Genomic DNA, 13,201 nt, shown 5'->3' on the forward strand with positions numbered 1-13,201 from the left:
CTGGCTTTTCGTGGCGGCGGCTTATGCGGGAAGCATTGTCAGGTAGCTGAGCCGCTTCTCGTTAAATATATGCTGCGCTACCTCCTGCAGTTTTAACGACGTGGTGCGGTCGATCATATCAAACACCTCTTCTAATTTGGGCACGCGGTTGTAGAGCAGTATGCTGCGGCCCATCATCAGCATGAGGTTGAGGTTGTTCTCTTCCGACATGGCCAGCTGGCCTTTGATCTGTTCCTTCGCAACGGCCAGCTGTGTCTTCGACAGCGGCTTTTCACGGAATTTCTCCAGTTCTTTTTTTACTAACGATATACACCTGTCCAGCTGTCGGGGCTCGGTGCCAAAAAAGATGGCAAACATGCCAGTGTCAGAGTATGCTGTGTAGTGCGCGTCGACGCCATATACCAGGCCGTAGCGCTCGCGCAGCGACAGGTTTAGACGCGAGTTCATGCCGGGGCCACCGAGAATGTTCACCAGCACGTAAAGCGGTATGCGGTTATCGTGATGAATAGGATACGCATCACTGCCGATGGCACACTTTGCTTGCTTTACGATGCGCCGCAGTTCCTGCTGTGCAGGCTTGTAACCCGTAAACTTCTTACGACGGCCGTTACCTCCCGCTACTTTAAACCCTGCGATATATTTGTGCGCCAGACGCTCGGCCTCCTCCAACGTGATGTTACCCACACACGAGAACACCACACGCTTGGTATGTAAGTGCTGGCGGAAAAACGACACAAAGTCTTTTTTACGGAAGTTGCGAATGGTCTCTTCGCGGCCCAGAATGTTCATGCCCATCGGGTGATTCTTATAGATCACTGCCTCGAATTCATCTTGCAAGGAGTCTTCGGGGCTGTCGTGATACATGGACATCTCTTCAAGAATAACACCTTTCTCTTTTTCAAGCTCCTTCTCGGGAAAGACTGATCGGAAGGCGATGTCGCTGAGCACATCTACGGCACGCTCAAAATACTCGCGGCGCGCAGAGGCATAGAAGGCAATTTTCTCTTTGTCAGTGTAGGCATTGAGCTCGCCGCCGACGGCGTCGAGGCTGGTGATGATGTCGAGGGTGTTTCGCTTCTTGGTGCCTTTAAAGGCCATATGTTCCCAGAAGTGTGCGATGCCCTGGTTGTCTATGTTTTCGTCGCGGCTTCCAATGTCCAGGATCAGTCCGCAATGAACGATGGCTGTCGACACGATCTGCTGGTGTACTACGCGGATTCCGTTCGACAGGGTAAATACGTTGCAATCTCTCATAATGCTATTCGGTGCGAATTTAATCGTTTTATGCAGCCTTCCACAGAAATGGCCGCAATGGGTTATAACCCGTCCCAGGCGCGGACAGTTCCGCCCGGCTGCGGGCGACGCTGGGGCACTACTACCCCGTTTTCGCCCTGATTTGAGGGAAATTACTGGCATACCCTTTGAATCCCTGGCTGTTATGGAAACCTATAAAGTAAAGACCTGCTTTACCATTACGTTTACGGACGAGCAGTACACCCGCGCCAAATATTATGTGGATGACATGAAACGCCATCCCAACCGCATGTTCTGGCGCGGCAAAGAGGGTAAGAGCGACGACGAATTGATTATCGAGCAGATCGCCCATCGCATCCTGTCGGGCTTTTACCACGACGACCCCATGGCGGCCGCCAGGCACATTATGCGTATGGACAGCTCTGTACAGCTGAAATAGCCTGTCAGAGGCTGTCTAGCACCTTTTTGATAAGGGGGTCAATGACCTTGTTGGGGTCTTTGGCGAATTTGTTTTTGACACGGTTTGCGATGATGGCGTTTACGCTCAGGGCCTCGTGCCCAAGCAACCGGGCCATGGCATAGTAGCCGGCTGTCTCCATTTCAAAGTTGGTGAGCCAAAAGTCACTGGCCTTGTGGTGGTAGTAATACAAGTCCTCCAGCAGACGCGGGTATTTAATGGGCGCACGTAAAATACGCCCCTGAGGCGCGTAAAAGCCAGGGGTTGTTACCGTATTGCCGATGATCATGTCGCCCCCAAACTGTTGCTGTAGCGTTTCTGAACCCCGCACGACGTACGGCTGGAACGGCAGGCCTATCTTTTCCTGAATGTCGCGGGCATAAGCCTGCTCCTGCTCGTCCATGGTGAGGTTATAAAAATGCATGAGGCTGTCGAAGCCTACAGCATACCCGGTCACCAGGTGTGAGCCCACAGGAATATCTTCTTGTAGTGCCCCCGAGGTGCCGATGCGAATGATGCGCAGTTTTTTTCGCCGGCTTTTGGGCTCGCGCGTTTTGAGGTCGATGTTGACGAGCGCGTCGAGCTCCGTGAATAATATCTCGATGTTGTCGGTGCCCATGCCGGTGCTAATGACCGTCACTTTTTTTCCCTTATAGGTGCCGACGTGCGTGATGAACTCGCGTTTGTTCATTTCGAATTCCACCTCGTCGAAATGTTCACTGACACGGTATACGCGGCCGGGATCTCCTACCGTAATGATGGTTTCGGACAGGTGTTTAGGCAGCAGGTTAAGATGGTATACACTGCCGTCGTCATTAAGAATCAAATCGGTCTCTGAAATCCTGGCCATACCTACACGTGCTAGCGTCAGCCTCCTATTTTTTGCGCGGGGTTTCCAAATACAGTTTCGCCTGCTTTTACAGGCGCTACCACCACCGAGCCGGCGCCTACACGCGCGCCTTTGCCAATAGTGACACCTCCTGCGACGGTTACACCCGCGCCAATGAAGGCTTCTTCCTCTACCTCAGTGCCAGCACCCAATACGGTACCTGCTCCTATCTGTACGAAGTCACCCACCTTTACCTCAGGGCCAATAATGGAGCCCGCGTGTATAAGGCAGTGGTTGCCGATGCTGCTGCCCGCACCAATCTTCGCGCCCTGATCAATGAAGTTACCGTGGCCCATGTCAGCGGAGGTTGCGATGATGCTTGTATTGTGTATACCGTTGACAGGCTGTACGTGGCGTACGTCTTGCAACATCTTGACGACGTTCTTACGCAGCTTGTTGTCGTCGAGCGCGACAAAAGCCTCACACTTTTTGCCAATAAGTTTCAAATACCCGTCATCGTCGGTAGCGCCCAGTACAGTGACGTTGTCAATCTCGGTGTTGTGTAATTTCTTATTGTCGTCCAGGAAACAATACACGACATTTCCATTCCCATCAAATATCTCGCGGGCGGCACGCCCCAGCTGTGTTGCACCAAAAATAATAACCGGATTTTCCATAATAAATAGCAGATCAGATGGCAAAGGTAGGCGGATCGGTATACTTACCAAACGGTTATTTTGAACTTTGTGTGAAGCGAAAGATTCTTGCGATCACTACGTTGCCGGCACATACCAGCAGCACCAGGAATGGCAGAAAACCCACGCGGTAGCGTGACAGTGTGCCAAAGTTGGGTGTTGATAAGGTCAGAAAAACACATAACAGCAGGGTATATACAACGATTGAAAGCACCAGTAAACGGTGTGGTGATACAGGCAACGTTGGCAGGTGCCGAAAGGACATGAATATCAATACGGCGAGAAGCATATTTTCGATCGCAACCGAAACCTGAAAGAATGTATGAGCCTCCCATATCCAGGGCCGGAATAATCCGGTGAGCAGCGCCGCAGGACTGTGACGCAACACACTGCCGGGGGTAGGTTTTAAGGCCGGGAAGTGTGCCGCGTCGTTTGTAGCCGACAACAGCTGAAACGCTTTGTAGTTTTCGGTAATGACCGATAGGAACCGCTCAGGATAAAAATTGGGGTGCAGTTGGCTCAGCACGATGGCAGGAATAATAAACAGCGCAGCCCACACCAATACTTTGCTTATCGCACCCGCCGACGACATCCTTGGCAACAAGAAGCAGCGCATGATCAGCGCCGCGCAGGCGACCGGCAAAAAAACGGCCAGGTAATAATATTTCAGGCTCCACAAAATCCAAAGCGCCAACACCGTTAGCCCCATCGTTAGCACAGATAACCTTTGTCGCAGCCATACCTGCAAGCTTGTTGCTACCAGAAAATATAAAGCGGCCATGGCAAGGCTCTCTTTAATCAGGCCAGAAGTCCAGAGTACCACGGTAGGCCAATACAACAAGGCCAGCACAGCGGCAGCGCGCGCGGTAGGCCAATGGCGGCTGATAAGGGTGGTGACGTGCCAGGCGCTGCAGAACGAGATCATGGAAAAATACCACGCTACAGCCAAATATTGATCGTGTGTCAGCAGACAAAACAGGCTGGTCACCTTGCCGAAAAACAACGCGCGTGGCTGTTGATACTGCAACTGCGACCAGACGTCAAACGATTCATCGCCACTCCACAAAAAGCGTAAGTAGGTAAAGAAATCCGCGCGCGCAGTATGCGCCAGTGTGACACCATCCTGAAAATATTCCCACGTGTCGCCACCGCGATAGTAGTAAGTATAGATCCATCCAAGCGCTGCGCCGGCTGCCAGCTTTAGTACCCAGGCCGGCCAGAAGTATTTTTTGATCGCAAGGTCCGCACGCTTCCACAGCAAAAAGGCGAGTGCCAGAAGCACCACTGTATGGGCGGCGGTTATAATCATTCTCTACGCGTTGGGTTTAACAGCGAAAATCCGATGTTGCAATCTAAGCATCTTCGCTTTAAACAGAAATTATTGTGTAACGCCAGCAACGCTTGAGAGTCAAAGGCCGATCCACATCGCATGCCAACGGCTGTCCAGCGTTTCACGATGTGATTTTCTTCGGGATTAATCGCCTGTAAAAGCCCCATTGCCCTGTCGACGGCATCGTCCTCGTCGTGCAGGCGTCTGTAGGCGGCCACCAATGGCGCCACGGTGTTGATGATAATGTTTTCGACGCTGGCCAGTCCAACGGCCGGCACGGGCGCATCGCCCGCGGGCTTGCCCGGCAGGTAATGGTGCTGCCAGTATGCCGACTGTTGTACGCTAAAAAGCTTCTTGAGCGCGCGGACGTCCTCACGCTCGAGCATTTGCGAAAACAGATGCTTCTGGGTAAACAATAGCGCTGCGAACTGCGCAATCCGCACGGTAGGAAAGTTGGCCGGCCGTAGGCGCAAAAACCTCCACTGCGCGCGGGCCAGTTGTCGTGGCACCAGGTTGTACTTTGCCGCCAATACGCTGTACTCACGCCGGAGGCGTGCCAAATATTCGTCATCGGGTTGACGGCCGGTTAAGAAACCAGCTTGCCCAAACAACAGCGCCTCGACCTGCTCCAGCGAGTGGCTCTGTTTAAGAATGACTTTGTAAGGCAACCCTTGGGCCAGCTGCTCAAACGGCTCATGGTTGACTTTAAAACCGAAGTTTCGCGCCAATAGTTGGTAGCAGGTCTCTTCCCAATCGCCGTTGTTCCGCTCGAGGCGTTGTAATACATCCTTTGCTTTGAGCTCCAGACGATCGACTACCGTTCTGTCTAACATATTCAGCACGGTAAGGGACGGTACACGCGGCAATGCGGGGGCACACGGAATAGGTTCTTGACTATTGACCAGTTTGCGATATCGCCAAACAACATCGTCGTCCACACGCCTGCCAAGCTCGAGCGTTGGCAGGTGCGTGCCGTCATGACGCTGCACAGGTTTATCCTCCCGCCATACAACGTGTAGCACAACATTGTTATAGGCCGCATCCTCGTCGTGCCGGTGGCTACGCCAACCCGATGCATGTATATGTATCTCGACCGCTCCCACCCAGTCGATCGGACCGATGCGTACACGCGCCTGCTGAAAGTCAGGCCCTGCATGATGATTTAAATAACCCGGGTGTATTACCTGGATTGCATCTCCCTGTGTAGTATAAAGTTCCTGTTTATTATAATACTGGTATTGCCACAGGTAGTGGATAAAAGATTCCGACATCGTGTTATAGGTTAAGACAACTTACAACACCAAGTTGCAATTTTACTTTCGGTTTTTCAACCGTTTCCCCAAAATTTATCTCTTCGGCGGTCGCAAGCAATCCATCAACGCATCGATGTTATCATCATGCAGCAGCAAATCGACAGGAAGTTGTTCTGTGGCTTGCTGGGGCATATAGGATACTTCAGCGGAAGCAGGGTCTTGTACAACAATAAATCCACCTTTGTCCCGTGCGGCTTTCAGTCCCCGCACACCATCGGCATTAGCACCTGACAATAAAATACACAGCATCGATTTACCATATACATCCGCCGCAGACTCGAAGGTAACGTCAATGCTCGGGCGACAGAAGTTCACCTTCTCCGACACGTCAAGCGACAGCGTATGATCCTTTTCGATCAGCACATGGTAATCAGCAGGGGCGATATATACCACGTTGGGCCGTATGGGATCTTTCTCATCTACCTCCTTCACCTCAAATTCCGTACGATGCGACAACAGCTCGATCAGCGTTGTGTCTTCAGAAGACTTCCGGTGAAACACCACTATCACGGCTACTTGCATGTCCGTTTTTAGGTGTGGCAGGATCTGCAGCACCATGGACAGGCTTCCTGCGGAGCCACCAATGACGACAATATCAAACGGACCTGCCATATATTATTTACCTATTTTACGCCAGATTTTTTCTTTGTTCGCCACCTGCCTGTACTTGTGGCTGATCAAAGAAAACTTCAAGGTCTCTTTTGAACCCAGGGCGAGAAAGCCAAGCGGTTCGAGACTATCGTCAAATAATTTCAATGCCCGCTCCTGCAGCTCCTTGTCGAAATAGATCATCACGTTACGACACAGGATCAGTTGAAATTCGTTAAAGGAGCTATCAGACACCAGGTTGTGATTGGCCAGAATGATCTTCTTTCCCAGTTGCTCGTCAAATTTAGCCGCGTTGTACTGCGCGGTGTAGTACGACGAGAAATCATTCTTACCGCCGGAGAGTATATAATTCTCGGAGTATTGCTTCATCTGATTCATGGAAAAAATACCGGCACGTACTTTCTCCAACACGGCGGGATTGATGTCGGTGGCGTACAGCAACGACTTTTGCAGCAACCGGGCCTCCTGCAACAAGATGGCCATCGAGTATACCTCTTCCCCTGTCGAGCAGCCGGCATGCCAGATACGAATCAGCGGACTGGTTGCCAATATCGGGAGTATCTCTTCCCGCAGCGTGCGGTAGAACTGCGTGTCGCGGAACATTTCGGTAACGTTTACCGTGATCTCCTCCACAAAACGTTTAAAGTATACATCGTCGTTGCGCAAGCGGTAACGAAACTCGGCAAAGCTCAGAAACTTGTCGTTGGCGACAAGCCTGTTGATACGACGCTTGAGCGACGCGCGGGAGTAATTCACAAAGTCGTACCCATGTACTTCTACCAGGTCGTGTAGTACGATCTCAATTTCGTTGTCGGATAAGTCTAACGAAGTTTCTCGGTTCATGACGGGGTTATGGTAGATAACGTTGTAGCAAGGTGAGCAGCTCATCAACGTTGATGGGTTTGGAAACGTAGGCGTTGGCACCCGCTTGTATACACTTCTCGCGGTCACCGGCCATGGCTTGTGCCGTGACGGCTATGACAGGGATGTCACTGCGCCTACCCTTACGGATGCGCGACAGCGTCTCATAGCCATCCATTTCGGGCATCATCATGTCCAGCAGCACGATGCCAATGCCCGGCTGGGCTTCCAGTAAGCTTACTCCTTCTGCGGCACTGGTAGTCGTCACGCAGGTGAAGCCACGCGATTTCAATACTGCCGTGAGCGCAAAGATGTTGCGGCTGTCGTCATCGATCAGCATTATCGTTGGAGGTGTGGTCGTTGTCATACAGGATTATTTACGTCCTCTTTCATACAACCATACACGCAGCAGCGATAGCAGCTGATCGATGTCGACAGGCTTACTGATATAGTCCGATGCACCGGCATTGATACATTTAATACGGTCGCCGGTCATAGCTTTGGCCGTCACGGCAAGCACCGGTATATCCTTCAGCACGGGATCTTTCCGAATGGCACTGATCGACTCGTAGCCATCCATCTCCGGCATCATCATATCCATCAGCACAATATCGGTATCGGGATGAGCGTGTAGCTGGCGCAGGGCATCCTTACCGTCTACAGCGGTGATAACGTTCATTTGGTATTGCTCCAGCGCTTTGGTGAGCGAGAAGATATTGCGCATATCGTCGTCAGCAACAAGCACGGTCTTATTGCGCAGCACTTCATCGAGCGCGCCCAGCTTGTGATACCTGGATGGGGCAGCCTTCTCCTTATCTTCTTTCTCCACAAGGTGGAGGAAGAGCGACACCTCGTCAAGGATGCGTTTATAAGAATTCGCGGTCTTCACGACGATCGAGTCCGCGTATTGTTTAATGCGCAGCTGCTCGGGTTGTGACAAGCTCTTACCGGTAAAGATGATGATCGGCAGATTTTCCAGGCCGGGAGTTTTCTTCACCTCTTCGAGTGTCTCGTAAGCTTTCTGATCCGGTATGCCCATGTCGAGGATCACGCAGTCGGTGAGCTGATCGCGCAGAGACTGTACGGCGTCGTGAACATCGTGCTTGATCTCCAGGCTGAGGTCGAATGTTTCGAGAAAGTATGCAAGCGCCTTCGCGTGCTTGGGATTCTCCTCCACAATGAGCACTTTCTTCGGATGGTGCGTCAACACGTATTCGATCTTCTGAAACACGTCCTCCATCTTCTCAAAGGCCACGGGTTTGTTGATGAAATCGACGGCACCTTTCATGAGGCTTTCGCGTTTCACCTCGTGCGACGACATGATATGTACGGGTATGTGCCGCGTGCGGGTGTCTTCCTTCAGCTCGCTCATAACCTCCCAGCCGCTCTTGATCGGCAGCTGGATGTCCAACAGAATCCCTACAGGTAACAGCTCTTTCGCCAGCGATAAACCCTCGTCGCCGCGTACAGCCACCACACCTTTGTATCCACGGGTGCGCGTGTAGTCTAAAAGGGCTTTGGCAAAGTTCACATCGTCCTCCACGATGAGGATAGACTTTTCACCTTGACGCACGGTATCACGGTCGTCCGGAATGCTCTCGGGTATGCTTTCGCTGATGTATAGTTTTTTTGGCGACGCCGGCCCCTCCTTTACCGGTGGCGGAAGAGGCTCGTCGCGATAGCTTTCTTGTTTGGTGCGTTTAATAGCCGCGGCGCGCGTGGACGGTATGACCACCGTAAACTCGCTGCCCTTTCCTTCTTCGCTGCGCAGCTGAATCTCACCGCCCAGCAGCTTGGCCAGTTCCCGGCTGATGGAAAGACCCAGACCCGTTCCACCATACTTGCGGCGGGTAGAACCGTCTGCCTGCTGAAAGGCCTCAAAGATCATCTGCTGTTTGTCGGCGGCAATGCCGATGCCCGTGTCGCGTACGATGAACTTCCACCACGTGTGATCGTCCTCCGTAGCAGCGATCTCGAGTGTTACCGAACCTTGTGCGGTAAATTTAATTGCATTGGAAATGAGGTTGCGCAGAATCTGCTCCAGGCGTAGTTTATCACTTTCAAGCACCTCTGGCAGCAACGGCTGAAGGTGCGTAATGAATTCGATCTGTTTGTCCTGCGCTACCGCGGTAAACAGTGCGTTCATATCACTCACTACCTCCTTAATCGAGAGAGGCTCGTATTCCAGCTGCATCTTGCCGGACTCGATCTTGGAAAGGTCGAGAATCTCGTCGATCAGCGACAGCAATCCGTTGCCCGAGCTCTGAATGACCCGTGCATACTCCACCTGATCGGTGGAAAGGTTTCGGTCCTGGTTCTCTGACAACAACCGCGATAACAGGAGGATGGAATTGAGCGGCGTGCGCAGCTCGTGCGACATGTTGGCCAGGAACTCCGATTTATAGCGGGCACTTTGCGTGAGCTGTTCGGCTTTTGTCTGGATCTCGACGTTGCGCTCGGTGATCACCTGGTTTCGTTCTTCCAGCAAGCGGCTGCGTTCTTCCAGCTCCTGGTTGGCCTGGCGCAACTCTTCTTGTTGTACCTTCAGCTCTTCCTCTGACGCTTGCAATTTTTCAGCTTGCACTTCCAGCTCGCTGTTCACGTTTTCGAGTTCGGAATGTTGTGTACGCAACTCTTCCGACTGTGCCTGGGTTTCTTCCAACAGCTCCTGCAGGCGCTTTCTGTTCTGCGCGCTGCTAATGGCAATGCCGATGTTGTGCGCGCTGGCTTTCAGGAACTCGATATCGCGCTCGGAGAACGACCGCAAAGTTGCCAGCTCCACAGCACCTTTAATATTATAACCATCCAGCAGCGGTATAGCAATGACATGGCTGGGTCTGGCCTCACCGGCCACAAAGCTTATGCTGATGTTGCCTTCGGGTATATCTTTCAGTTCGAGTACTTTCCCGTTCGTAATGGACTGTCCCACCAATCCCTCGCCTACTTTCAGGCGTTGCCGCACCTTATCGGGCAGGTAGGCGAAGCTGGCGCTGGCCTCCAGATCATCGCGCTCGCGCAGGTAAAGCACGCCTGCATGGCTCTGCGTATAAGTGGCCAGGTATTCGATCACCTGGCGTGTAAGTGCTTCCAGCGTTTTGTCGCCCAGCATGGTGTCGTTCAGGCCGGCCAGGCCCGTTTGTTTCCATTCGTTGTCCGACAATTGATTAAACGATATTTCCAGCGCACCCGCCATCTTATTAAGGGAAACGGCTACGCCACCCAGCGAATCACTCTGCTGATCAGTGACACGAATGTCGTAGCTCCCCTGGGCCACCTTATCGGCAATACTCTGAATGATTTGAATACGACGGGAAATTTCTTCTTCTTTCTCCACCAGCTCCTGCTGTAGCTTGATGCGTTGCTCGAAGTCGCCGCTTATGCGCGTATAGAACATCACGGTGATCAGCAAGGCTATAAGGGCGGCGCCCAGGATCAGCGGCGGCGTGAACGACGAGAACCGGTTCATTTCGGAAGTACGCTCTTCCAGCAGGTTTCGCTCCAGCTCTTCCATCCGTTCCACCAACGCCCGGATCTTGCGCATAGACTCTCGCCCGGACTCGAGGTTTTCATGTTGAATGGCTTCGCCATTGCGTTTGGCCGACATGCTCAGTTCAAGCAGGCCAAAGCGTTCAGTAATAAGCGCGTCAAGCTCCTGCAGGTTTTGCTGTTGCTCGGGGTTGTCGGCAGTCAGCATCTTGACACGACTGAAAGCGCTCTTCGCTTGCACTTCAGCATCGCGATAGGGTTCAAGAAAACGATCGTCTCCAGAGAGCAGGTAGCCACGTTGGCCCGTTTCTGCATCAACCATGGCCGAGCGAATGCCGTCCATTTCGATAATAACCTCATTGCTGTGGTTCACCCACTCCGTGCTGGTCAGGAGATTTTGAATACTAACGAAGGAAGCCGTCGAAGAAACGATCAGGATGACGAGCGAAGCGCCAAATCCGATCAGAAGGTTTCTTTTGTAATTATCTTTCATGGAAACGTCGTGTTCAGATAAGTCAGGTAAGTATAGGTTGTGTTGGGCGTATTCTTAATAAAAGATTCTATATAGTATACTGCTGCGAAGCTTCTACCGGCGTAGTTTGCCGCACGGGAAAAACCATGATAAAACAAGTGCCTAAAGACTCCATGCTGCGTGCAGCAATTAAGCCGTGATGCCGGTCGATCACCTTCTTGACAATCGCCAGTCCAATGCCCGTGCCTTCGTAACGCTCGGAGGTATTCAGGCGCTGGAAGATCTCGAAGATTTTTTCGGCATAGTCTTCACTAAAGCCAATACCGTTGTCTTGCACCGCGATGCGACAATAATCCCCATCGGGTACGGCCGGCGCATCAATCGCTTTGTCAGCAATGTACTCGGCGGTGATCGCGATCTGGCAGGGCACATTCTTCCGCGCAAACTTCAACGCATTGCTGATCAGGTTCTGAAACACCTGCCGGATCTGCACCGGAATTACTTCCAGTGTGGGCAGCGGACTCGCCGTGATTGATGCACCTTTTGCCTTGATGACAACCTCCAGGTCAGTCAACAAGCGTTCGATTACCCCGTTCAGGTCCACGACGCTAAAGGAAGTTTCTCCTTTGATATTGGAGTAATCAAGCACGTCGGCAATGAGTTTGCGCAGGCGCTCGGCGGAGAGGTTGATCTTTTCCAGGTAGCCTTGTGCCTGGGGTGACGGCGGAGTATACTTTTCATTCAGCAGGTTGCTAAAGACCTGGATTTTACGCAGCGGCTCCTGCAGGTCGTGCGAGGCAATAAAGGCAAACTGTTGCAATTCGTAATTGCTCTCCTCCAGTTTCTGATTGGTGCGCACAAGCTCGGTGGTGCGCTCCTGCACGCGCTTCTCTAAAAGTTGGGCAGCAATCTTTTGCTCGTGGATGTCCGTTAGAATACCGACCCATTTAGAAGCAATACCGTGCTGCTGGACGGGGGTTAAATACAGCACGTAAAACCGAAAAGTTTCAAGGCCGAGCTTTTTTACCTTTACTTCGTGCACTTGCTGATGCTGCGCTCGAATGGCTGATTTTATGTATTGACACATGTCTCCCGCTTCGCACTGGGGAAATTCATCCCTGGTTGCCGCGTATTGATACCAGTTTTGGTTAACAAATTCTACATTCCCATCGAAATCCGTGGTGAAAGCAACTTGGGGAATAGACTCTAAAATCGACTCTAACTCGGCTACGTTATCTTTCAGGCGGCTTTCGGCGCGCTTTCGAAATTCAATCTCGTCTCGAAGCTCGCGGTCCATCTCTTGCAGACGTCGGGTTTGTTCGGCAAGCCTGTAGAAAGTCTTGATCTTGAGCAGTAAAATATCCGGATCGAATGGCTTGGTAACGTAATCGATACCGCCCGAGGCGTAGCCTTTCGTAATAAACTTTTTGTGAATATTGACGGCGGAGAGAAAGATAATGGGAATATCTTTCGATTTGCTATAGCCGGAAATCGCCTCGGCCACCTCAAAGCCATCCATGTCGGGCATTTGCACGTCGAGGATGATGAGAGAATATGTATTCTTCAGGATTTTTTTAAGAGCTTCCTCGCCAGAGTTGGCTGTATCGACATCAAACTTATGAAGATTCAGCAGCGTCTTTAACGAAAATACATTTTCCTGATTGTCATCGACAATGAGCACCATAGTATCAAAAATAGCACGAAGTCCAGATTTACCTACAGCTTTTCAAACTGGCGGCGGTCCTCTTCTTTAGATTCATCACAATCCTGCGCGCATGCAAAAACCATTCCTGGTTAAACCATGGCGAGTGTGAGAGTGAAAGCGAGCACATTCGCCATGGTTTTCTTCGCTCTCACACTCACACTCTCTCACCCCCAAGGGTCAGCGAAATGAG

At 51.8% G+C, this 13,201-nt stretch carries 11 protein-coding genes; 1 reads left to right on the plus strand and 10 read right to left on the minus strand.

Annotation, left to right across the window (positions count from 1 at the left end; translation table 11 throughout):
• Positions 1-21: 21 nt before the first annotated feature.
• Positions 22-1,254, minus strand: a complete 1,233-nt coding sequence (locus KK062_RS18055) for a M16 family metallopeptidase (protein ID WP_254085737.1) — start codon at positions 1,252-1,254, stop codon at positions 22-24.
• Positions 1,255-1,438: 184 nt separating this feature from the next.
• Between KK062_RS18055 and KK062_RS18060 the strand changes: the two genes are divergently transcribed.
• A complete protein-coding gene (locus KK062_RS18060; protein ID WP_254085738.1) occupies positions 1,439-1,693 on the plus strand; it encodes a hypothetical protein in 255 nt (84 codons plus the stop codon).
• A gap of 4 nt (positions 1,694-1,697) precedes the next feature.
• On the opposite strand, the gene KK062_RS18065 is transcribed toward KK062_RS18060, so the two are convergent.
• The 9 genes from KK062_RS18065 to KK062_RS18105 all read right to left on the minus strand — a co-directional run bounded on the left by KK062_RS18065 (position 1,698) and on the right by KK062_RS18105 (position 12,990).
• A complete protein-coding gene (locus KK062_RS18065) occupies positions 1,698-2,561 on the minus strand; it encodes a nucleoside phosphorylase (RefSeq protein WP_254085739.1) in 864 nt (287 codons plus the stop codon).
• A gap of 17 nt (positions 2,562-2,578) precedes the next feature.
• On the minus strand, positions 2,579-3,217 hold the full coding sequence (locus KK062_RS18070) for a NeuD/PglB/VioB family sugar acetyltransferase (protein ID WP_254085740.1): 639 nt from the start codon (positions 3,215-3,217) through the stop codon (positions 2,579-2,581).
• Between the two features lie 55 nt (positions 3,218-3,272).
• On the minus strand, positions 3,273-4,544 hold the full coding sequence (locus KK062_RS18075; protein ID WP_254085741.1) for a hypothetical protein: 1,272 nt from the start codon (positions 4,542-4,544) through the stop codon (positions 3,273-3,275).
• Positions 4,541-5,836 carry a DUF2851 family protein gene (locus KK062_RS18080; RefSeq protein WP_254085742.1) on the minus strand — a complete coding sequence of 432 codons (1,296 nt, stop codon included), beginning with the start codon at positions 5,834-5,836 and terminating at the stop codon, positions 4,541-4,543. The genes KK062_RS18075 and KK062_RS18080 overlap by 4 nt, the downstream gene beginning before the upstream one ends.
• Positions 5,837-5,911: 75 nt before the next feature.
• The gene (locus tag KK062_RS18085) at positions 5,912-6,490 is read right to left on the minus strand and encodes a chemotaxis protein CheB (protein WP_254085743.1); all 579 of its coding nucleotides are present in this window, start codon (positions 6,488-6,490) and stop codon (positions 5,912-5,914) included.
• Between the two features lie 3 nt (positions 6,491-6,493).
• On the minus strand, positions 6,494-7,330 hold the full coding sequence (locus tag KK062_RS18090) for a CheR family methyltransferase (protein WP_254085744.1): 837 nt from the start codon (positions 7,328-7,330) through the stop codon (positions 6,494-6,496).
• A 7-nt stretch (positions 7,331-7,337) separates the two neighbouring features.
• A complete protein-coding gene (locus KK062_RS18095) occupies positions 7,338-7,715 on the minus strand; it encodes a response regulator (RefSeq protein ID WP_254085745.1) in 378 nt (125 codons plus the stop codon).
• 6 nt (positions 7,716-7,721) lie between these two features.
• Entirely contained in the window at positions 7,722-11,327 is a 3,606-nt protein-coding gene (locus KK062_RS18100; RefSeq protein ID WP_254085746.1) for a response regulator, read from the minus strand.
• A gap of 67 nt (positions 11,328-11,394) precedes the next feature.
• Entirely contained in the window at positions 11,395-12,990 is a 1,596-nt protein-coding gene (locus KK062_RS18105; protein ID WP_254085747.1) for a sensor histidine kinase, read from the minus strand.
• Positions 12,991-13,201: the final 211 nt, after the last annotated feature.

Source organism: Dawidia cretensis (assembly GCF_018598175.1).
Classification (GTDB): Bacteria; Bacteroidota; Bacteroidia; order Cytophagales; family Cyclobacteriaceae; genus Ohtaekwangia; species Ohtaekwangia cretensis.